The sequence below is a fragment of the Moorena sp. SIO3H5 genome (assembly GCF_010692395.1).
In the GTDB taxonomy this organism is placed as follows: Bacteria; Cyanobacteriota; Cyanobacteriia; order Cyanobacteriales; family Coleofasciculaceae; genus Moorena.
On the sequence record NZ_JAAHHS010000091.1, the window covers coordinates 1 to 22,614 of the forward strand.

The 22,614-nt window shown below is 44.1% G+C and carries 20 protein-coding genes; 12 read left to right on the forward strand and 8 right to left on the reverse strand.

Going from position 1 to position 22,614, the window contains the following annotated elements; genetic code table 11:
- Positions 1-86: 86 nt before the first annotated feature.
- On the reverse strand, positions 87-1,256 hold the full coding sequence (locus F6K52_RS12790) for a transposase (protein WP_293078002.1): 1,170 nt from the start codon (positions 1,254-1,256) through the stop codon (positions 87-89).
- 262 nt (positions 1,257-1,518) lie between these two features.
- Positions 1,519-4,470: a UvrD-helicase domain-containing protein gene (locus tag F6K52_RS12795; protein WP_293078004.1), complete on the reverse strand. Its 2,952-nt coding sequence runs from the start codon at positions 4,468-4,470 to the stop codon at positions 1,519-1,521.
- A 270-nt stretch (positions 4,471-4,740) separates the two neighbouring features.
- Here F6K52_RS12795 and recR point away from each other — a divergent pair, with 270 nt between their 5' ends.
- The gene (recR, locus tag F6K52_RS12800) at positions 4,741-5,337 is read left to right on the forward strand and encodes a recombination mediator RecR (RefSeq protein ID WP_293078006.1); all 597 of its coding nucleotides are present in this window, start codon (positions 4,741-4,743) and stop codon (positions 5,335-5,337) included.
- Between the two features lie 69 nt (positions 5,338-5,406).
- On the opposite strand, the gene F6K52_RS12805 is transcribed toward recR, so the two are convergent.
- Together F6K52_RS12805 and F6K52_RS12810 are read right to left on the reverse strand one after the other, a co-directional pair.
- Positions 5,407-5,955 carry a response regulator gene (locus tag F6K52_RS12805; RefSeq protein WP_293078008.1) on the reverse strand — a complete coding sequence of 183 codons (549 nt, stop codon included), beginning with the start codon at positions 5,953-5,955 and terminating at the stop codon, positions 5,407-5,409.
- Between the two features lie 521 nt (positions 5,956-6,476).
- Positions 6,477-7,229: a 4'-phosphopantetheinyl transferase superfamily protein gene (locus F6K52_RS12810; RefSeq protein ID WP_293078010.1), complete on the reverse strand. Its 753-nt coding sequence runs from the start codon at positions 7,227-7,229 to the stop codon at positions 6,477-6,479.
- Positions 7,230-7,492: 263 nt separating this feature from the next.
- Between F6K52_RS12810 and F6K52_RS12815 the strand changes: the two genes are divergently transcribed.
- Positions 7,493-10,687: a phosphoenolpyruvate carboxylase gene (locus F6K52_RS12815; protein WP_293078012.1), complete on the forward strand. Its 3,195-nt coding sequence runs from the start codon at positions 7,493-7,495 to the stop codon at positions 10,685-10,687.
- A 114-nt stretch (positions 10,688-10,801) separates the two neighbouring features.
- On the opposite strand, the gene F6K52_RS12820 is transcribed toward F6K52_RS12815, so the two are convergent.
- Positions 10,802-11,902 (reverse strand): serine/threonine-protein kinase, encoded by a 1,101-nt coding sequence (locus F6K52_RS12820; protein ID WP_293078014.1) that lies wholly within the window; start codon positions 11,900-11,902, stop codon positions 10,802-10,804.
- 159 nt (positions 11,903-12,061) lie between these two features.
- Between F6K52_RS12820 and F6K52_RS12825 the strand changes: the two genes are divergently transcribed.
- A complete protein-coding gene (locus F6K52_RS12825; RefSeq protein WP_293078016.1) occupies positions 12,062-12,826 on the forward strand; it encodes a DUF561 domain-containing protein in 765 nt (254 codons plus the stop codon).
- Between the two features lie 269 nt (positions 12,827-13,095).
- Here the strand turns inward: F6K52_RS12825 and F6K52_RS12830 are convergent, their stop codons facing one another.
- Positions 13,096-14,223 carry a DegT/DnrJ/EryC1/StrS family aminotransferase gene (locus F6K52_RS12830; RefSeq protein WP_293078018.1) on the reverse strand — a complete coding sequence of 376 codons (1,128 nt, stop codon included), beginning with the start codon at positions 14,221-14,223 and terminating at the stop codon, positions 13,096-13,098.
- Between the two features lie 264 nt (positions 14,224-14,487).
- Between F6K52_RS12830 and F6K52_RS12835 the strand changes: the two genes are divergently transcribed.
- The 3 genes from F6K52_RS12835 (at position 14,488) to fetB (ending at position 16,818) form a co-directional block, all read left to right on the forward strand.
- Positions 14,488-14,661 (forward strand): hypothetical protein, encoded by a 174-nt coding sequence (locus tag F6K52_RS12835; protein WP_293078020.1) that lies wholly within the window; start codon positions 14,488-14,490, stop codon positions 14,659-14,661.
- 96 nt (positions 14,662-14,757) lie between these two features.
- Positions 14,758-16,035 (forward strand): transposase, encoded by a 1,278-nt coding sequence (locus F6K52_RS12840; protein ID WP_293078022.1) that lies wholly within the window; start codon positions 14,758-14,760, stop codon positions 16,033-16,035.
- A gap of 9 nt (positions 16,036-16,044) precedes the next feature.
- Positions 16,045-16,818 carry an iron export ABC transporter permease subunit FetB gene (gene fetB / locus F6K52_RS12845; RefSeq protein ID WP_293078024.1) on the forward strand — a complete coding sequence of 258 codons (774 nt, stop codon included), beginning with the start codon at positions 16,045-16,047 and terminating at the stop codon, positions 16,816-16,818.
- Positions 16,819-16,904: 86 nt separating this feature from the next.
- On the opposite strand, the gene F6K52_RS12850 is transcribed toward fetB, so the two are convergent.
- The gene (locus tag F6K52_RS12850; protein ID WP_293078026.1) at positions 16,905-17,417 is read right to left on the reverse strand and encodes a Ycf51 family protein; all 513 of its coding nucleotides are present in this window, start codon (positions 17,415-17,417) and stop codon (positions 16,905-16,907) included.
- A 477-nt stretch (positions 17,418-17,894) separates the two neighbouring features.
- Here F6K52_RS12850 and ychF point away from each other — a divergent pair, with 477 nt between their 5' ends.
- The 6 genes from ychF (at position 17,895) to F6K52_RS12880 (ending at position 22,164) form a co-directional block, all read left to right on the forward strand.
- On the forward strand, positions 17,895-18,986 hold the full coding sequence (ychF, locus tag F6K52_RS12855) for a redox-regulated ATPase YchF (protein ID WP_293078028.1): 1,092 nt from the start codon (positions 17,895-17,897) through the stop codon (positions 18,984-18,986).
- Between the two features lie 27 nt (positions 18,987-19,013).
- Positions 19,014-19,370: a phage holin family protein gene (locus F6K52_RS12860; RefSeq protein WP_293078030.1), complete on the forward strand. Its 357-nt coding sequence runs from the start codon at positions 19,014-19,016 to the stop codon at positions 19,368-19,370.
- A 259-nt stretch (positions 19,371-19,629) separates the two neighbouring features.
- Entirely contained in the window at positions 19,630-20,427 is a 798-nt protein-coding gene (cobM, locus tag F6K52_RS12865) for a precorrin-4 C(11)-methyltransferase (RefSeq protein ID WP_293078038.1), read from the forward strand.
- Positions 20,428-20,462: 35 nt separating this feature from the next.
- Positions 20,463-20,879 carry a zf-TFIIB domain-containing protein gene (locus F6K52_RS12870; RefSeq protein ID WP_293078032.1) on the forward strand — a complete coding sequence of 139 codons (417 nt, stop codon included), beginning with the start codon at positions 20,463-20,465 and terminating at the stop codon, positions 20,877-20,879.
- 105 nt (positions 20,880-20,984) lie between these two features.
- Entirely contained in the window at positions 20,985-21,470 is a 486-nt protein-coding gene (locus F6K52_RS12875; RefSeq protein ID WP_293078034.1) for a flavin reductase family protein, read from the forward strand.
- Positions 21,471-21,810: 340 nt separating this feature from the next.
- Positions 21,811-22,164, forward strand: a complete 354-nt coding sequence (locus F6K52_RS12880) for a phenylpyruvate tautomerase MIF-related protein (RefSeq protein WP_293078035.1) — start codon at positions 21,811-21,813, stop codon at positions 22,162-22,164.
- A 106-nt stretch (positions 22,165-22,270) separates the two neighbouring features.
- Here F6K52_RS12880 and F6K52_RS12885 read toward each other — a convergent pair.
- On the reverse strand, positions 22,271-22,614 hold a 344-nt coding region (locus F6K52_RS12885; protein ID WP_293078036.1), incomplete at its 5' end, for a DNA-binding protein.

The window sequence follows — 22,614 nt, forward strand, 5'->3', positions numbered from 1 at the left end:
CCAACATGGTTATCAAGTTATCAAGGCTCTTCACCTTGTGGCCAATCCTCCTAATTCCGTAAGGATTTAGGTTTCTGACCAACGAATCACACAGCTTTACTTCTGACGGGATGCCCCACCGCCAAATACAGAATATTCCTAGCCGCATTTACATCTCTGTCCTCTATATACCCACAATGAGGGCAGGAATGAATGCGCTCTTTAAGTTTTTTGGGTACTTTTTTTCCACAATCAGAACAGTTTTGGCTGGTATTTTTAGGGTTTACGGCGACCGTCAACAACCCAGCATTTAAGGCTTTAATTGATAAAATCGACAGAAATTGACCCCAGCCAGCATCTAAAAGTGACTTAGCTATTTTGGTTCTAGCTAGACCTTTAATGTTAAGCTTTTCGTGAGCTATTAAGTCATGATTATCTAGTAACCCTTTCGCTGTTTTGAAATGAAAATCTTTTCGGGTGTCAGCTATTTTTTTGTGAGCTTTACCCAGTTTGACCACAGATTTTTTTCTATTGTTGCTACCTTTCTTGGATCTACTAACAGCTTTTTGAATTTTATTGAGCCGTTTCTGAGCCTTCCGGTAGTACTGAGGAATCTCTACCTCAGTACCATCAGACTTAATCAAAAAGGACTTAAGCCCCATGTCAATTCCCACAGGATTGGAGATTTGATCTACGGGAATTACTTCGGGTACTGTATCATCTTGAATCGACAATGTGACATAGCAGCCATCTGCCTTACGGGTAATTGTAGCTGTCTTGATTTTAAACCCGTCAGGAATTGGCCTATGGTATACCATCTTGACCCAACCAAATTTAGGCAGCTTTAAATAGTTTCCATCAATAGGGTTCTTTCCCAAGGAAGGAAAGGTTAAAGAACGATATCTTCCTTTGCCTTTGAACCTGGGTCTGCCGCTTCGTTTTCCCTTGCAATCGCCTTTAATAAATCTTTTGAAGGCTAAATCGACTCGTTTAACACAATCCTGCAAGACGTGAGCGTGGATGTCGCTATACCAAGGTCTATCTTTTTTAAGTTGAGGAAGAGTTCGCTTTTGGGAAAAATAATCAGGATTATCCCTTAAGTCTGGTAAATGACAAACCAATGGGCAAGCATTAATAGAACACCGATTTTCTTCATACCAACGGAAACGATCAGCCAACAAGTAGTTATACTGACAACGCAGCATCTCTAACCATCGCTCTAATTCTGCGAGCTGGTTTTTAGTTAATCGCAATCGGTACTGGTAGGCTGATCGCATGGATGGTAATTACTGTCCTGTTTATCGACCTTTTATAATTATAAAATACATCCATCCATTTGACCAGTCAAAAGAAAAACTAAAAAACTAACAATCAGAATTACTGACTTTTAAAAAAGGCAGTTATAACAAGAATAAAAACGACGAGGAATGACACAACCGGAATTACTTATAAGCTTAATAGCTCTATCCTTTGATCCAGTAATTTCTGCTTGACAATTCCGCTTTGCTACATTGTTTGGTTATCCTTCCCGACGCTGACCTAACGGTACAGCGCGGGGCTGTCGCCAAAAAGCTCAATTAACTCTGAGGGTAACTCTTCGAGAAACTGAGAAGGGTTAGCTGGTTCCCGATTCCCATAAAAGCGGCGCTCATGAGCATGGGACAAAAACAGTTGTTCCTGAGCCCGAGTAATCCCTACATAACACAGACGCCGTTCTTCTTCCAATGCTACAGGATCTCTGAGACTACGACTGTGAGGAAACAGTCCTTGTTCTAGGCCGACTAGAAAGACAATGGGAAATTCTAACCCTTTAGCAGAGTGAAGGGTCATTAAAGAAACTGCTTTTTTCCCCTCTTCCAGGTTATCCATGTCAGAGGCAAGAGTTGCATTAGCAAGAAACCCTTCTAAGCTCGTTTCTTCGTTTTCTTCTTGAAATTGCTGGACTGCATTAAGCAATTCTACAATATTTTCCAATCGATTCTCAGCTTCTTCAGTTCCTTTGTTTCTTAAATCGCCAATATAACCAGACTCTTCCATAATCCCTTTGAGAATCTCTAATGCTGTTCGGTCTTCCAATTGCTCCTGCCATTGAGACATAAGCTTAGCAAATTTCTTGACCGCTTTAGCTGACCTTCCCGCAAATGTATGAACTGAGGTTTCATCACTGAGAATTTCCCACAATGGAACTCCTAATTCTTGGGCAGCTGCGACCAGATTGTTAATGGTAGTTTGTCCAATACCTCGTCGAGGAGTATTGATAATGCGCAATAGACTAACAGTGTCGGATGGGTTTGCGATCGCTCTGAGGTAAGCCAGAGAATCTTTAATTTCTTTACGGTCATAGAACTTTAACCCACCAACTACAGTATAGAGAATATCCGCTCTAATCAAGACATCTTCAAAGGCACGGGATTGAGCATTAGTACGATAAAGAATAGAAAAACTGCCACCATCCAGTTCTGGATTTTGTCGTTTTAGCTGGATAATTTTACTGACTACAAACTGAGCTTCTTCCAATTCGTCATCAGCGCTATAACAAGAGATTTTTTCCCCGATACCCCGTGTTGCTCGCAGCACTTTATCAATCCGCTGGGTATTATTTTCGATCAGGTGGTTAGCAGCTTGAAGAATATTTTCCCTAGAGCGATAGTTTTCTTCTAGCTTGACCATAGTGCGAGTATCTTCGTCGGGTAAACCGTCACCAAAGTCTTGCTGAAAACCCAGAAGGATGGTGAAGTCTGCCATTCGGAAACTGTAGATAGAGTTATGAGTAAGCAATCCATCGCTAAAGTAGACATGGTGCTTCTCTACCTCTAGGCTATACACCAAGCCACTGTATTCCTGACGCTGAATCCTAATCGGTTTCCAAGCCACTGTTTTGCCACCCTGATAGATGGCTATATCCATCAGTTCTGGTAATAAGTTAATCGCTGCTAGCTCGATAGTACTTTTACCCCGTCCGCCTTGATAGGCAATGTCAGGGCTGTACATGGGGTAGTTTGGGTCGAGTCCAAAGTCTTGAAGACAGGAAATCCCCCGTTCTGGTAACACATCACCCAGTGCATTAAATAACTGCTCCAGCATCTGACGGGTGTACTCAGTGGCACCATTAATTGGTTCAAACGGGGCAGTGGGAATACCATAGCGAGCGGCAATATAAGAGACTTTGAACGAAGCTTCTGTCCGATTGTCGGTTGTCACCAGAATCCAAGCGGCATCTGCTTTCTCAACCCTGGCTCGATAGCCTAACTGAAATCCACCATCGCTTTTAAATAGCTTGCACCATCCCACTCGGTACCACTGACCTCGGCGGATTAGGTAGACAACATGAGTCTTTTCCTTAGCTTGCTGATTCCAGCGAATTGGCCATCGATGGTTTGGTGTGGAGCGAGTAGTTTGGCTATCAACCGTTACCTCAATCAGATGGCCACTATAAGGACGACTGGCTTTGTTGAAACGATAACCTTCCACTCTGCCAACTACTGCAGAAGAATGAGGGTTATAGCTGACTAATCGATGTTGATTTGGGTCTAGTGCTTCGATTGGGATATATCCCTCAGTAGTGAGTACCTGAGTACCTGGTGGTTGACACTGGTCTGCATCCCCTACTACAAAAACTGAGCGATTCTGCCAATCCCACTGACTCTTTCGAGTTTCTCCCTTGGTAGTTAACAAGCGAATAAGTTCATACTGAATCCGATTGGTATCTTGATACTCATCCACTAAAATGTGATAAAATTGCTGGTGCCAGTAGCTTAAGACCGACTCATTCTGTTGGAATAGCCTCATTGGCACTAAGATGAGGTCATCAAAGTCTAAAGCATTGTTAGCAGCTAATTGCTCTTGGTAGTGACTATAGACATCAGCAATCACTCGTCCCCGGAAATTGGACTGTTCTCGCTCAAACTCCTGGGGAGATAAACCGCGATTTTTGGCATTGCTGATGGCATAGCGCACAGAACGGGGGTTAAATTTGTGGTCATCAAGATTTAAGGTTTGAGTGACAATGCTTTTAACCAGGGTCTGGGCATCGGATTCGTCAAAGATGGAAAAGTTCCGATTCCACTTCCGTCCCTGATCATCTTGATATTTATTGATATCTAAGCGGAGAATCCGAGCAAATAGACTGTGGAAGGTGCCAATCCACAACGGTTTGGTGATAGTTCTGTAAACACGCGATCGCAACTGGGTTTGTTGGTCTTCTGGCAGAAGCTCCAACCGTTGATCATACTTCTGCTCCGCCAGCTGAAACGCAAATATTTGCTCAATCCGCCCTTTCATTTCCCGTGCGGCTTTGTTAGTGAACGTCACCGCTAAGATATTTTCTGGTGAGACCTTGTGTTTGAGAATTAGATTAGCAATGCGATAGGTCAAGGCTCGGGTTTTGCCAGACCCAGCACCAGCAACGACTAACAAGGGACCGCAGAAATGTTCAACAGCTTGAAGTTGGGAAGGGTTGAGGTGGCTCAGGAAATCAGGGGTTGTACTCATAGGGGCGGATAAAATGCGATCGCTGATCTATCTAGATCTATTTATCTTATAGCTGAGCTTATTCTAATGTTTAGTTTTTCCACTGTAATTCTAAAAATCCCATGATCTAACAGGGCTCAATGGTTAATGAAAACTTTCCCAGGGCGTGCGCTTACAATCGTCGAATTAAATTCGCCACGGGTCGCACCGCTCCCGATTCCCGATTCCCGATTCTAACTTCTAACTTCTAACTTCTAACTTCCCGATTCCCTACTCCCGATTCTTGACTCGATGGTTTACACACGCCCCCTCGCTCGCCTAATTGAAGAGCTACAACGCCTGCCTGGAGTTGGTCCAAAGACTGCTCAACGACTAGCCCTTCATATCCTCAAGCGTCCAGCACCAGAAGTCAAAGCCCTAGCGCAAGCGTTGGTGGAAGCCAAACAACAAGTTGGTTTTTGTAGAGTATGCTTTCACTTGTCTGCTGAACCGGTCTGCGAAATTTGCCGCAATTCCAACCGGGAGCAGAAGACTATCTGTGTAGTTGCCGACTCAAGGGATGTGATTGCCATCGAAAAAACCCGGGAGTACCGAGGCCAATACCACGTTCTGGGAGGAGTGATCTCCCCTATGGATGGCATTGGTCCAGAACAACTCCATATCCAGCAACTTGTACAACGAGTCAGCCAGAAAACGATTCAAGAAGTCATTTTAGCCATCAATCCCAGTGTAGAAGGGGAGACAACCACACTATATATAGGTCAACTGATCAGGCCGTTTACCAAAGTGACCCGAATTGCCTTTGGTTTACCCATGGGGGGAGACCTAGAATATGCAGATGAAGTCACTCTAGCTAGAGCTTTAGAAGGACGTCGGGAGTTGGACTAATTGGCCTAAGAATTGGTGAAGGATGAAGTATCAAGTGAGAAGATATTTAATACTCCATCCTTCCATAAACTACTTCAACTTTTGCTTAATAAACGTCACCAGCTGACCTAACTGTTTCTTCAAGGCATCAATTTCCTTCTGCATTTTGGCAACCTTTGCCTTCAACTGTGCAATTTCTTGAGCTGATGCGACGGAGGACTGATCGGTAGCTCCACTAACTGTTGGTGGTGCAGTTGCTGGTCGCTTCTTAGCCTTTTGCATAGATTCTTTGATAGCGTCCGTCAGCTGCTTTTTATTAAAAGGCTTTTCAATAAAGGAAAAATACTTAAAAGGTTCTTTAATTTTAGCAGTTACCTCTTCTTTTCTTCCTGACATTAATACTAGAGGAATTTTTTGTAATTTAGGTTCACTTTGAAGTTTCTCAAAAATCTCAAATCCACTCATTTTTGGCAGGATAAAATCTAACATTATAAAGTTAGGGTTTTCCTGGTAAATTAAATTAATTCCCTCCACCCCATCTTTAGCTTCGAGGACTTCAAACCCCGGAGGTAACATCTCTTTGACACGCTTGCGGATTACCGTACTATCATCGATTACCAGGATTTTATGACTTGCCACGACTGACTCCTTTCCAAGGTAGTTTGAGGTAATGTTAAAAAAACAAATGTTGAATGAAGCGACTGTCGCCGACTCCAGAGGCTAATGTGGACACCCTAACTTAGGAGCAGGGGAGTACCAGTTTGCAAGAGCGATGATCGACAAGTCACGACCTACCCAACTAAGATAACTCAGCCCTATCAATCTATAGCCATACCCCTATAAAAAGGTGTGGCAGATATCACAACCTATCCCTATAGCAAAGGGAACAGCGGATCTGGGAGTAGGTAACAGGGAGTAGGTAACAGGGAGAACAAACATTCTCTCAATACCTACACGGATTGCTATAGTTAGTGCCATTCTAGGGTAAGACCCTACACCCGTTCAGGGTGAACCAGTGTTAAAGCTCCTCCGTGGGAATGGAAACGCGCCCCGCGTGGCCTACGGCCAATCCCATTCCGATGCAAAGTACTTGGTATAGTTCAGTTACGATTAAGCAGTTCCTATCACGGCCTCACTTTACCCTAAACCCACCCCACACCCTAACCAGGGACTGATTGCTCGGTGTAATCAAAACAACTTAACTGCCAATCTTTTGTTTCGACAACCAACGAGGCAAAGTAACCCGGCGCAGGGGTTAAACCAGCGATAGACCAACGGTAAACTGCCTGAGGGTCTTTGTTGATGCTCACTAAGGCAGTCGGTTGAGCTGGATTTACAGAAACTTCCACTTGTTCCAAGCCAGCTAATCCTTCACCAATGGCTTTTAGATACGCTTCCTTACTGGTCCATCCCTGGAAAAATGCCTTGTGCTTTTGTTCCTCAGACACAGAACAAATCACAGCATACTCTTGGGGGGAAAAGAAACGTTGAGCGAGTTGCTCAGCATCTGGCATTGGTCGCAGATATTCTAGGTCAACGCCAATGCGCTGATCCCAGGTAATAGCATACAGAATTAGTCCATGAGAGTGAGATACATTAAAACGGAGTTTTCTGCCCCCAGAGGTTTCCTTGAGGGCTGGCTTGCCCCGCTGTCCATAACAAAACTCCACAAGGCAAGGGTTCATGCCCAAATAGCGACCCAAGATTTGGCGCAAAAGACCCCGACCTGCTATAAAATGCTTTCTATCCCGCTCAAAATAAAATCGCCTAGCTCTTTGCTGCTCGTCCTCAGAAAGAGTAGTTGCCAATTTTTGAATCAATAATTCACTCAGCTCCAACTGCGCACGCCAGAGATGGACATCATGGTTCAATAGTTGCAAATGTGTTGGGGGAAGTAGCCACACTGGGGTCATGGTTCAAGAAAAACTTATAAAGATTTGTAGTTTCACAGTTACACCCACCAATAGTCAGACCAATAGTCAGACCAATAGTCAGATTTCATAAATTTAATGATTTTTACAGATAACCAATAAGTTGCCTTAGTATTAAAGTTAATGTAAAGATGTTAAGCTGCCATGAGCTTTCCAAAGAAATTTAAAATCTTGTTCCTTAATTACTCTAAAGAACCTCAAACCCGTAAAATAGATCTGCTTTGTATAGGGAATAGATAGAGCCTATGAGTTTTCTCCCATCTCCATCTAATCAAGATTCAACCTTCCCGGCTACCTCTGACCTGTTTCTGCGCCATCGACTTAAAATTGTAGAGGATTTGTGGGAATCTGTTCTCCTATCTGAATGTGGTCAGGAACTCGTTGATTTACTCAAGCAACTGCGGGAATTGTGTTCTCCAGAAGGACAAGCCACTGAAGATCCTAAATCTTCAGTAGCTGATTTAATCCAAAAGCTTGACCTTAATGAGGCTATCCGGGCATCACGAGCCTTTGCTCTATACTTTCAGCTGATCAATATTGTTGAACAACATTATGAACAGCGAAATCAACAACTCTCAAGACGCCGTTCCTACCGAAGAAGCACTGAACCCGAGTTAACCCCCTTCAGCAAAGGTATTTTAACAAAAAATGGTAATCAGTCTTTGTCAACTCTTGTAACAGTTGAGAAAGAGGTGGACATAGGCAATGATGTTACTCAACCAGGGGGTGCCGTTACCAATGTTATCGAAAAGAGCCAGCAAGAAAACCAAGGATCTGAAAGAAAATTAGGGCTACTAGATTGGTTATTTCCCCACTTGCATAAGCAAAATGTGCCACCAGGTCAAATTCAGCGGCTGATTGATAATCTTGATATTCGTTTAGTTTTCACCGCTCACCCCACAGAAATCGTCCGTCGTACCATTCGGGGTAAACAGCGACGGATGGCTAAGATTCTCGAACAATTAGACCAAGCCGAGCAAACCTATGGTACCTTGGGAATCACTTCGTCCTGGGAGGTGACTGAATGTAGCCAAAAGCTCATGGAAGAAATTCGCCTGTGGTGGCGCACCGATGAGCTACATCAGTTTAAGCCGGGAGTACTTGATGAGGTAGATTACACTCTTCACTACTTCCACGAAGTACTGTTTGATACAATACCCCAATTGTATAGTCGCTTCAAGCAAGCGTTGAAGGGTTCATTCCCCTGGCTGAACCCACCCGCTAAGAACTTCTTTAATTTTGGCTCTTGGGTAGGATCAGACCGGGATGGTAATCCTTTTGTCACTCCCCAAATTAGCTGGCAAACTGCGTGCTATCAACGAGATTTGGTGCTGGGTAAATATATAAATGAAGTTAGCAATCTAACCGAATTATTGAGCCTGTCGTTGCACTGGTGTGATGTGCTACCGGAATTGTTAGACTCTCTAGAACAAGACCGCTCTCAATTGCCAGAGGTTTACGAACAGCTCGCCATTCGCTACCGCCAAGAACCCTATCGACTCAAACTGACTTACGTTAAGCAAAAACTCGAAAACACCCGTGAGCGAAACCAACAGCTGGCCAATGGTATGCCTGTACCAGATGAGATGGCTAATGGTAAAAGCTGGAGTTTTTACCGCTCTGGAGAAGAATTCTTAGCAGAACTCAAGCTGATTGAGAATAATCTGCTGGAAACCGGGTTGAACTGTCGTGAGTTAGACAATTTAATCTGTCAGGTGGAAATTTATGGCTTTTACCTGGCTCACCTAGATATTCGCCAGGAAAGTTCTCGCCACTCAGAAGCCCTGAGTGAAATTGCTGAGTACCTGCAAGTTTTGCCTAAGCCCTACAACTTGCTATCGGAATCCGAAGCATGCTTGTGGTTAACCGCTGAGTTGCGAACTCGACGTCCATTAATCCCAACAGAACTGCCATTTTCGGAAAAAACCTGCGAGACGATCGAAACCTTCCGGATGGTGCGGCAACTGCAACAAGAGTTTGGTCCCCAAATCTGCCAAACCTACATCATCAGCATGAGTCACACGGCCAGTGATTTGTTGGGAGTCCTCTTGTTGGCGAAGGAAGCTGGTCTGTATGACCCAGCCACTGGTCAAAGTACCATTCGCGTGGTGCCACTGTTTGAAACAGTGGAAGACCTTAAGCGTGCTCCAGCAGTGATGAAATCCCTGTTTGAGCTACCTTTGTATCTTGCTAGTTTGGCTGGTGGATATCAACAGATGCAGGTTAGCCCAAATAACCGTCAACTAAATAACCTACCCTACTCGAACGCCAAAGCTGAACAACCAAATAACCCTGGCCAAAAGGCCACGCTAACCGAACAACCGTTAACCTCTCCTAACTTACAAGAGGTAATGCTCGGCTACTCCGACAGTAATAAAGATTCTGGCTTCCTCAGTAGCAATTGGGAAATCCACAAAGCTCAGAAAGCCTTAGAGCACGTGGCCCAAGAGTACGGTATTGTTTTACGGATCTTCCATGGTCGTGGTGGTTCAGTGGGTCGTGGTGGCGGTCCATCTTATGAAGCTATCCTGGCGCAACCAGGTCGCAGTATCAATGGCCGAATCAAAATTACCGAACAGGGAGAAGTCCTTGCTTCTAGGTACTCTCTTCCAGGACTAGCGCTCTATCATCTCGAAACAATAGCCACAGCAGTGATTCAAGCTAGCTTACTCAATAATGGCTTTGATGATATCCAGCCCTGGAATGAAATTATGGAGGAGTTAGCTAAGACCTCCCGTAGCCATTACCGAGCTCTGATTCACGACCAACCGGATCTGGTAGATTTCTTCCATCAAGTGACACCGATTCAAGAAATTAGCCAGTTGCAAATTAGTTCTCGCCCTGCACGGCGTAAATCAGGGAAGAAGGATTTAAGCAGTCTGCGGGCAATTCCCTGGGTCTTTAGCTGGACTCAAAGCCGCTTCCTGCTACCGAGCTGGTACGGTGTTGGCACTGCACTACAAAGCTTTGTCGATCAGGAGCCAGAGGAAAATATCAACCTATTGCGCTGTTTCTATTCAAAATGGCCCTTCTTCAAAATGGTTATTTCCAAAGTAGAGATGACCTTAGCGAAGGTGGATTTACAAATTGCTCACCACTATCTCAAGGAACTTTCAAACCCTGAAGACTTGGAACGCTTCGAGCATTTGTTTGAGCAAATTGCTAAGGAATTTAACCTTACATGCAATTTAGTCCTGACGATCACAGGACACCAAACACTGCTAGATGGCGACCCAAATTTACAACGGTCTGTACAGTTGCGTAATGGTACCATCGTTCCCTTAGGATTTTTACAGGTATCTTTGCTCAAACGCCTGCGTCAACATAGCAACCAGGTAACATTGGGTGTGGTTCAATCCCGGTATAGTAAGGGAGAGTTACTACGAGGAGCCTTATTGACGATCAACGGTATTGCTGCTGGCATGCGTAATACTGGCTGACCTGTAAAGAATGGAAAATGAAGGATGAAGGATGAAGGATGAAAAATGAACCAATGGCGAAGTTATTCGCTGTTAGTCTTTTTTTGTCCGGAATCCTTTTAATGGCCAATAGCACTAATGATTAAATAGATGTTCAACTCTGTTGATATCCTTATGGCGGTTTCTGGCTTGCATCCTTTGTTTCCATTTTCGAATCTCGATCGCCCTTTTTTTTGTAGGAGGCGTATATTTCTCAATTGTACCGCTGTCTTGCTTTGCCTGTCGTTGGTGTTGATTAGCTTGAGGTTGAATAACTAGACACTCGGCAAGATTCTCTTGAAGTAATTTATGATCCAAGGCTCTTAGGATCGCTCTTGCGTTTGAATAACGATCTTTGAGGGAAATAGCTAGCATTTTGTTGAGAATATAAGCAAAGGAATCACTCAAGTCCAATGCTTTACGCCACTTTAGTTCACCAGTTTGGCGATCGCTCTGAAATTGTAGGGGTGCTTTTCCAGTCAGTAGGTAAAGACAGGTAACCCCTAGGGAATAAATATCACTACCATATACCGGTCGTAAGGTAAACTGTTCCGGTGGTGCAAATCCTACCGTACCGATGAAATGGGTAGTTGGATTTTTGACACTGTTATCAGATGCTTGGGCAATTAACTCCTTAACTGCCCCAAAATCAATTAGTACCAACCGACCATGATCATTAGAAAGGATAATATTTTGGGGTTTGATATCGCGATGTATTACCCCATGGTCATGGATGTACTGCAATAACGGTAGTATGTCTCGCAGAAAACCTTTAATGGCTCCTGGGGATAAGCAACCAGAACGCCTAACCAACCTAGCTAGGGTAATGCCTCTAATGTACTCTTGAACCAAGTAGAATTCTCCATGGTCTACGAAATAATCGAGCAGCATGGGGATCTGGGGGTGAGTCCCCAGTTTGTTCAAAATTTTTGCCTCTCTCTCAAACCGCTGACGAGCGTTATGTAATGCTTTTGGATCACTGAATTTGGGGCAAAGTTGCTTGATGACACAAAACGGCTGACCCGGTAAGGATGTATCTTTGGCTAGAAAGGTTACACCGAAACCACCTCGACCAATCATCCGTAACACTTCATAGCGATCGCGAAACAGCTGCTTTTTGCCACAAAGCTGACCTAACTCGGTATTCTCTAAGACATCACTGTGAAAATGAGATAGCTTGACTTGCGGGAAATTCATTTATTTGTATATAGAAGGAGTAGCCATCAGCACCAATATGCTTTTAGTTTAGGCAAAAATATAGGGGTTTGGATGAATTCTTCAGAGAGAAAAAAAATTTCCTACAGTTAATTAAAAATTAGGTAAAGTTGGTTGATAATACAGGGGTAAACAGAAACTATGACTATGCACCACAAACTAAACGAAGCCTTAAACCAAGGTCGTTGCCTGAAAGTAATTAGTGGCTTAAATACTTTTGATCCCCAGAAAGTTGCTGCTGTAGTCAAAGCAGCTTCACGGGGTGGAGCTACTTTTGTCGATATTGCCGCCTCCCCCGATCTAGTTAAGTTGGCACGAGGGTTAACGGATTTACCAATTTGTGTTTCTGCTGTAGAACCAAAGCAGTTTGTTATTGCTATCCAAGCTGGTGCTGATCTGATTGAAATTGGTAACTTCGATAGCTTTTATGCTCAGGGTAAGTGGTTTGATGCTTCCGACGTATTAGCACTAACCGTTGAAACCCGTAAATTACTACCCAATATAACCTTATCAGTAACTGTTCCCCACATTCTAAAGTTGGATCAGCAAGTAGAACTAGCGGCAGAATTAGTCAAAGCAGGTGCCGATATTATTCAAACTGAAGGGGGTACCAGCAGTAAACCTCGCTCCGCTGGCACCTTGGGTTTAATTGAAAAAGCGGCACCAACCTTGGCAGCTGCCTATGAAATTTCTCGTGCTGTGTCAGTACCAGTGTTGTGTGCTTCCGGATTATCCAGTGTGACCGTTCCCATGGCCATTGCTGCTGGTGCTGCTGGTGTTGGGGTTGGTTCCGCTATCAATCAGTTAGATAGCGAAGTCGCAATGGTAGCAGCGGTTCGCAGCTTGGTAGAATCCCTCGAAGGTGTCAAGGTTGAAGGGGTTAAGGTTTCAAGGTTTCAAGGTTGAAGGTTGAAGGGTTGGATGTTAGATGGTTGAAGGTTGGATGTTAGATGGTTGAAGGTTGGATGTTAGATGGTTGAATGTTAGATGGTTAAACGCGATGGACTTCGTCCCGCAATCGAGCGATCGCGTGGCCAATAGGCCAAGGTTGCATGCTTGAAAACTAGTCTTATAACCTTAAACCTGTTAACTTTCAACCTATTAACCTTAAACCTATTAACCTTAAACCTGTTAACCTTAAACCTGTTAACCTTAAAGCAAATCACCTTTAACCTTCAAACTAAACAGTCCTTCAATCCATAAACTACCTGTTGCTGTTCCTCAACGGTAAGTTCTGGGAACATTGGCAAGGACAATACTTGATGGCAGACTTGCTCAGCAACTGGAAACTGACCGATGTGATAGCCTAAGTCTTTGTAGACTGGCTGCAAGTGTAACGGCAGGGGGTAATAGACCATAGAACTAATACCTGCCTGCTTTAATTTTTGGCGCACCTCGTCCCGATAGTTGCTATTGCTACTATCTTGAGTTAAGCGAATGGTGTACTGGTTCCAGACGGAGTTTCCCCCAGGGGTTTCCCGAGGCAGGATTATATCAGGTAATAGCTGCAATAACTGGTGATACCGAGTTGCTACCTGACGACGGGCATTGTTCCAGCCATCGAGATAGGGTAGCTTTACGTTAAGAATAGCGGCTTGTACGGCATCTAAACGGCTGTTGATACCATTGATTTTATGGTAATAACCAGAGGATCTGCCGTGGTCTCGCAGCATCCGTATTGAGGCCGCAACAGTTTTGTCATTGGTAGTTACCGCACCACCATCGCCACAGGTTCCCAGATTCTTGGTGGGATAGAAGCTAAAACAACCAATATGTCCAATACTGCCAACCTTTTTTCCTACCCATTCAGCACCAGTTCCTTGGGCGCAGTCTTCAATGACTGCAAGACAATGAGTCTTGGCGATATCCATCACAGCAGTCATATCCACTGGCTGCCCGAATAGGTGAACTGGTATAATTGCTCTAGTATTATGGGTAATCGCTTTCTCAATCTGATTGAGATCGATATTAAAGGTTTCGGGATTGATATCGACAAAGACTGGAGTAGCACCAACTTCAGCAATTACTTCAGCGGTAGCGATGAAGGTGAAGGGTGTGGTAATTACCTCATCACCAGGTCCGATATCTAAAGCTCGCAGGGCGAGATAGAGAGCGTCTGTGCCAGAGTTACATGCCATGCATTCCAGGGTACCGGTGTAAGCGGCAAACTGTTGCTCAAAGTGCTCTACCACTGGACCACCAATATAACGTCCAGAAGAAAGAACGTCATCGACAGCAGCACTGACTTGTTCTCCAATCACTTGGTACTGCCGTTTTAAGTCAAGAGGGGGTATAGTATTCACTTGTTCCTCACACCTTAAGTTGTTTTCAATTAAAACAGAATTTTTCGCAAAAAGGGTTCAAATTTTACCTGTAGCGTAATTTTTGCTCCTGGCCTTGAAGGTTATCTGGTTGAAGGTTATCTGGTTGAAGGTTGAAGGTTATCTGGTTGAAGGTTATCTGGTTGAAGGTTTGAAGGTTATCTGGTTGAAGGTTGAAGGTTATCTGGTTGAATGGTTGAACGCGATCACGTGGCCAAAGGCCAAGGTGGGATGGTTCAAGGTTGAATGGTTGAACGCGCACGCGTGGCCAAAGGCCAAGGTGGGATGGTTCAAGGTTTGAAGCTGGGATGGTGGGATGGTGGATGGTTCAAAATTAGTCTTCAACCGGTTAACCTTCAACCTATTAACCTTCAACCGGTTAACCTTCAACCGGTTAACTTTCAACAGGCAAAGCTTTAGTGGCGGGATACATGGACTCCCCCAGACAAGTTATGAGGGTTCGATGCCCTCATAACTTGTATTTACCATTGTCTTTTTCTGTGGTAGAATGAAGATATGTTGACAATCAACTATACATACAGGATTTACCCAAGCCAAGATCAACAAAAGATCATGAAGGAATGGCTTGAGACTTGTAGGCGAGTCTATAACTACTCATTGAGAGAGTTAAAAGACTGGATCGCAAGTCGTAAATGTTCTGTAGATAGGTGTTCAATACAGAGTGAGTACATAATTCCTGCTGATACACCATTCCCCAGTTACCATCGCCAGCAAAACAACCTGCCCAAAGCAAAGAAAACCAATCCGCTTATGTCAAGGGTGCATTCCCAGGTATTGCAGACAACGGTTAGAAGGTTGCATGATTCATGGGAAGCAATGAGTAAGCGAGGGTTTGGTTTTCCAAGGTTTAAAAAGAAAGGTCAATACAAGTCATTTTTATTTCCGCAATTCAAGTCAAATCCAGTAAAAAACGAACAGATCAAGCTTCCTAAAATTGGCCTAGTTCCTATCCGACTTCATAGAGAAATACCATTAGGATTCCAGGTCAAACAGGTGAGAGTATTAGCCAAGGCTAGACAGACACAATGGTATGTAGTCATATCGATAGCATTGGATATCGATATTCCTAAGAACCCTGCTGTAGGCAGGGCAATTGGGATCGACCTTGGGTTAGAGAAATTTCTGACAACTTCAGATGGTTTCACAGTTGAGCGACCTAAGTTTTTCAAGTCACTACAAGGCAAGCTGAAATGGCTGCAACGTAGAGCAGCTAGAAAGAAAAAGCGCTCTAATAACTGGGAAAAGGCACAACTGAAGGTGGCCAGACTACATCAAAAAATAGCGAATTCTCGTAAAGACTTCCATCTAAAAACAGCGCATTTGCTATGTGATCAAGCTCAGACAATTTTTGCAGAAGATCTAAATACAATAGGGCTTAATCGTGGAATGCTAAGAAAAGACTGCATTGATGCATCTTTTGGTCAATTCTTAGATATCCTCAAATGGGTAGCTTTCAAACGTGGGTGTTATTTTCAGCGAGTAGACCCTCGTGGAACCAGTCAGACTTGCCCTGAGTGTCAGGCTACAGTGAAGAAAGATTTGAGCGTTAGAGAACATTTTTGTCCTGAATGCAATTACATCACCCATAGAGATCATGCCGCTGCTCAGATGGTAAGACTGCGAGGATTAGAATTAGTACCCGTGGACAATTCGGGAAATGGAAACAGCCTGTCAAGTAGTCGATCTGTCGGGGGAGAAATCCTAGATAAGTGGCTTTGGGCAGGAATACCTATTTGCGAGAATGGGAAGCCTACACTAGACGCAAAGCTTTAGTGTAGGAAGATGTCACTTGAACTTGATCTGAGCGATTTAGCTTGGGGATTGGGCATGATGGCGATCGCAATTGGTTTATCGAGCTGGCAAAGGCTGGGTTTGGAAGTTCAACTAGCGATCGCAACTGGCCGAACTATCGTACAACTCATTGTGGTGGGATATGTGCTGGCTGTGATTTTTGCCTTAGATCACCCCATCCCTGTTTTAGCTATCTTAATGGTAATGCTGACTATTGGTACGATTACTGCCCGCAATCGGATTAGTAACCACAAGATACCGAGACTTTTACCAATAGTATTCAGTTCCCTGTTCTTCAGTACAGCATTGACCTTAATCTATACAAATCTATTGATGATTCAACCAGAACCTTGGTATTCACCCCAGTACCTGATTCCTTTAGGAGGTATTGTGCTGGGCAATGCCATGAATGGGGCTGCGATCGCAGGGGAACGCCTAGTTAGCACCATTAGCAATAGCACTCTGGAAATAGAAACCCATTTAAGCTTAGGGGCAACGGGACAACAAGCAGTAGCTGGTTACCGTAAGGATGCGATTCGGGCTGGGTTGATTCCTACTCTTAACTCCATGATGGTAGTGGGACTGGTTACCTTACCGGGAATCATCACAGGTCAATTGTTAAGTGGTATTGATCCCTTGAATGCTGCTTCTTATCAGATATTAATTATGTTTATGCTCGCATTTACCAATTTGATCGCAACCTTATTGGTAAGCTATGGGTTGACACGGCAATTTTTTAATCAGTCTGAGCAGTTAACGATATAGCATTTATCCATTGGGTGAGGTACACAGTCACCGGGTTTTAGTTAGTCGGGAGTCGGGGGAATAAAATTGAGTGTACCTCATACCGATCACTCTTGAGGCAATTGAGCAAATTCTTCTGAATAGACTTCAATCACCATATCTGGATCATCACGCTGAGAAAGCGATCGCATAACCTTACCCAACAATACTGGTTTGGATACACCAGCTTCGGGATGGATAATTGTCCGGGCTCGAATCGTTAACTGGTTGTTTGGGCCACCGAGGCGTCCATAGGAATAAAAATTACTAGCAGCTTGGCGCAGTGTCGCTTCTACTTGCGACTCTGTCACAGTAGGGGACAAAGCAATCACCGTTTGATTGCCACCATTATCGTAGACTACAGTATATCGGGTTGCCCCTGGAATGGTAGTACGGGTAAAGGGTACTAACGATAAGGAGAAAAAGCTAGCGGTTAGTACTAGCATAAACCCAGTGACTCCCACCAGACGAAACCGGAGACCCCATTTTAAGATAAAACCGAGTATAGCAATTAAGCCACAGGCTAAAGTCAGAATACCTGACCATTTAGTGTAGATCAGAAAATCAGCTGTTGTTGGCATAGTTTAGAGAGTTGGTAATAGGTAATTTAGCAAAGGGAACAGGAAAGAGGGAACAGCGGATCTGGGAACAGGGAACAGAAAGTAAAAAAAAATACCAATTAAAGTAGGGTGGGCAAAGTTCTATTATCTAGAATACTCACGCATAACCAAACTGTTTTTGCCCACCCTACAAGCTGTTAAAACTAGAGTAGCCTTTATATTTGGGAGCATCCTATTTTTGGATATAACACTTTTAATAAGCTTTTGAAGACCTATAAAAAAATACCAACCAATTAACTTAGGTTGAGCAAATTTCTATTATCTAGAATACTCAAAATAACCAATTTAGTTGAAACCATAATCAACCATTTATCAACTATCATTATAAACTAAAAACCAATAAGATAAGCGATAATTGATACAATAGTAGAACAGCTGGCCGATCGGTTCAATTTTCTATTGTCCATTGTCCATTTTAAAGCACTATATTAGATTACTATGCTAAGAGCCGGAATTGTTGGACTGCCCAATGTAGGAAAATCAACCTTATTTAATGCCCTAGTTGCTAATGCCAAGGCAGATGCTGCTAATTTCCCTTTTTGTACCATTGAGCCGAATGTCGGTGTAGTTGCTGTGCCAGATCAGCGGTTGCAGGTTCTGGCCAAGATTTCTGAATCTGATAAAATCGTGCCAACTCGGATTGAGTTTGTGGATATTGCTGGTTTAGTCAAGGGAGCCAGTAAAGGGGAAGGCTTGGGTAACCAGTTTCTAGCCAATATCCGAGAAGTCGATGCGATTGTCCATGTGGTGCGCTGCTTTGATGATGATGACATCATCCATGTTTCCGGCTCCGTTGACCCAGCTCGGGATATTGAAGTAATTAATCTAGAATTAGCCTTAGCGGATTTAGGGCAAGTCGAACGCCGGATTGAGCGCACCCGGAAGCAAGCTCGTAGTAACAAAGATGCCAAGATGGAACTTGATGTCTTGGAAACCTTGAGCGCTGGGTTGAATGAAGGCAAATTAGCGCGCCAGATTAGTTTAACAGAAGAAGAAGCCGAGTCAGTCAAGCAATTGGGGTTACTGACCAGTAAGCCAGTCATCTATGCCGCTAATGTATCTGAAGATGACTTAGCCACTGGTAATGACTGGGTCGAGCAAGTGCGGAAAATTGCTGCTACCGAAGATGCTCAAGTGGTAGTGGTTTCTGCTCAAGTAGAGTCAGAACTAATTGAGTTACCTGAGGAAGAGCGAGAGGATTTTCTTCAGTCCCTTGGTGTAGAAGAAGGGGGATTAAAATCCTTGATTGGCGCTACCTACGAATTGTTGGGCTTACGTACCTTTCTCACCACTGGTCCCCAAGAAACCAGGGCGTGGACTATTGCTGCTGGTATGAAAGCCCCCCAAGCGGCTGGGGTAATTCACACGGATTTTGAGCGAGGCTTTATTCGAGCAGAAACTATTGCTTATGGGGATTTGGTAGCTTCTGGGGCGATGACGGCTGCTAAGGAAAAAGGGTTAGTTCGCTCAGAAGGTAAAGATTATGTTGTGCAAGAGGGAGATGTGATGCTTTTCCGCTTTAATGTTTAAGTAGTGGTGCTCTAGGGGGTTATACCCATGGATATTGTTAGTCTTTTAATTGCATGTTTCGTTACTGCCGTCAGTTTGTTGATCATTTCCAAACTCCCAACTGGTGTCGAGATTGATAGTTTTGGTAAAGCATTGGTTTCAGCAGTGGTGTTCGGCATTCTCAATGCCCTATTGAAAACAATCCTGGATGTTTTAGCTCTTCCTATTACTATCTTGACTCTTGGGGTTTTTGCCGTGGTGGTCAATGCCATTATTTTTGGCTTAGCCGCTGCTTTGGTAACGGGATTCCGACTGCGCTGGGGATTTTGGAGCGCTTTGATTGGCTCAATTGCCCTTGGTTTCGCTAATTCCTTGATCTATAAGGTGCTCGGAACCTTGGGTTGATTGTTGGTAACTCATAGGTAAACACAACAGGGGCAAAGGATAACAAACTCTAGCTCCTTGGCCTGTCGGCACTACACGGATATACAAACACCGAAGATACACCGATAACAAATGACTATCTTATCCGTGCATCTAGGTTAAATCCGTGTAGTTTTCGTTTGTCTTGAAATATCCACCCCCGAGCCCTGCACTCCCTACTCCCTACTCCCTACTCCCTACTCCCTACGACTTTATACCTTACCCAATTGAGAACTACTATATGAATTCAATCGCACCAGCAGTCTACATCATCGGTGCTGGACCAGGCGCTCCAGACTTATTAACTGTCAAAGCCTTGAAAATCCTCCAAAAGGCAGATGTTATTATAGTGGCAGATTCTCTAGTGCCCAAACAGATGTTAGAGAGTGTTCGTGCTGATGCCGAAATTATTCGCTCTGGCAACAAAACCCTAGAAGAGATTGTGCCACTGATGATTGAACGAGTGCGATCGCATAAATCTGTGGTCAGGCTACACTCAGGAGATTTGACTCTATATAGTGCTATCCACGAGCAAATGCAAGCTCTCTCAGAAGCCTCTATTCCCTTTGAACTTATCCCAGGCATCAGCGCCTTTCAAGCAGCAGCGGCGCAACTTGGTATTGAGCTAACTATACCGGGATTAGTACAAACGATTATCCTTACCCGGATCAGTGGTCGTGCAACTGCCGTGCCCGACTCAGAGGAATTAGCATCCCTAGCTGCCCATGAAGCTAGTTTGTGTCTATATCTCAGTGCTCGTCATGTAGAAGCCGCTCAAGCCAAACTCCTAAAACACTATTCTGCTGATACACCAGTAGCGGTTTGCTTCCGCATTGGTTGGCCAGATGAAAAAATTTGGCTAGTTGACCTTGATAAAATGGCAGCAACGTCTCACGAGCACAATTTAATTCGGACAACCCTTTACTTAATCAGTCCAGCACTAAAAACGGCTTTAAACCCTGATAGCCTTAAAACCCGTTCCCGTCTGTATCATCCTGAACACTCTCACCTCTTTCGTCCTCATGCCTCTATTGGATAAGATATATAATATAAAGTTAATTTTTGTATGGAAGTGTGAAGGAACTTAATTGCCCAAAGTGTACAGGAAAATTAGAGCCAGTTACCTGCCATGACATTGAAGTAGACCGCTGTGTTAACTGCAAAGGCATTTGGTTTGATTCCCTCGAAGCAGAAATACTCAAAAAAATTAAAGGTTCTGAGAATCTAGATATTGGAGACCCGGAAATTGGCTCTGAGCTTAATCAGATCAATGATGATATTTACTGTCCCCGCTGCGGAGCTAAAATGGTCCGGATGCTTGATATTGATGAGTACAGCATCTGGTACGAAAAATGTTTCGAATGCCACGGGGTTTGGCTAGATGCTGGGGAATTCAGGCAGTATAAGCATAATTTTCAGCCCAGAGGTGTTCTACATCGAGTTAAGCGCATGTTTAGAAGCCAAAAGGACATCCCCAATCCTGTCTTTTGAACGCCAAAATTTTGTACACTAATTGCCATTGACCGTTCGTGCAGCGTCGGGCTTTGCCCAAAAGCTCACGCTACGCGATCGCTAAAAAGTATCGGAGAAAGACTCGTGCTAGACGAACAAGCAAAAAAGACCATGCTGCGCAAAATTCCCCATGGTCTATATATCTGTGGGGTCAGAGATGGTGAAGAAACAATCAACGGCTTCACGGTCAGCTGGGTAATGCAGTCTTCCTTCAAACCGCCACTAATAGTTAACTGTGTTAAACAAGACTCTGGCTCCCACGGCATCATTAAGAAAACAGAAGTATTTGCCCTCAGCTTCCTCGATAGTGGGCAAAAAGATATGGCAGCAAAATTTTTTAAACCCCAAAGTCGCGTTGGTAATAAGTTTGCTGATGTAGAATTTTACTTCGGAAAAGTAACTGGTTGTCCGATTATTTCCGACTCCCTCGGTTATGTAGAATGCCAGGTCAGAGGAACTGTAGAAGAAGGCGATCACACAGTATTTGTTGCTGAAGTTGTTGGTGCTGGCATTCATCGGGAAGGAGATCAGTTGTTACTGGAAACCACTGGTTGGCAGTATGGCGGTTAGAGCTATCAGCTATTAGCAGTCAGCAATCAGCATATGCGCTACGCGCACGCTACGCGAACAGCAATCAGCTATTAGCAGTCAGCAATCAGCTATTAGCAGTCAGCAATCAGCTATTAGCTATTAGCTATCAGTTCTCAGTTATTAGTTCTCAGTTATTAGTTTTTAGCTATAAGCTTTGGGTTAGTTGCCAATGGCTGACCACTGAAGGCTGACCACTGAAGGCTGTTCGCGTAGCGTGGCCAAAGGCCAAGGCTGAAGGCTGACCGCTGACCACTGACCACTGACCGCTGAAAATTTCAACTGTTCAAAACCTCAACAACCAGAGTGTGATATCAAAACTATGCCACTAATTAAAGTCCAAACTTCCATTGATGCTCCAGAATCAGCAGCGGTTGAAGGGTTGCTGAAAAGCCTTTCCGGAAAACTAGCCGACCATGTGGGAAAACCAGAAGCTTATGTGATGACAGCCTTTGAACCTGGTGTGGCGATGACGTTTGCTGGTAGCTTTGACCCAGTTTGCTATGTGGAAATTAAAAATATTGGCACCATGAAGCCTACTCAAACTAAGGCCATGAGTCAGGATTTTTGCAAGACGATTAATGAGACCTTGGGTGTAGCACTTAACCGAATTTATATTGAATTTGCTGATGCCCAGAGACATATGTGGGGTTGGAATGGGTCAACGTTTGGTTAGGCAGTAGGGAGCAGGGAGCAGGGAGCAGGGAGCAGGTGGTGTGGTTTCCACCATGAGCGACTCCTATCTTTCAAGTGCGGGAGATTTCAAGCACACTCTTGGCCCCTCAGCTCACTTTAAAGTCAGAAATCGTCTCAATCCATACCCGTGCTCCACAGTGTAGGGGGCTATCCGGGCGATACATGACCCGACAAGGGCCATTGACTTCTACGGTATGACCGTAAGTGTTTTTAGAACCTCGTTTTACCGTAATCACGGGATTCCGTTCGCCAGTTTTGTGATTTTGGCGAATAACTTTCTGGTTCACGTGGATCACAGCCTTCGTGTAATTTGTACGCTTTGACCAATTCCGCTTTGGTCCACGAGTGCCAGGGGTAACCACAGGCATGCCATCAAATAAGGGAATCACCCAAGTTCTACCGACCTTATAAGCACCTTTTACTCTGCCCT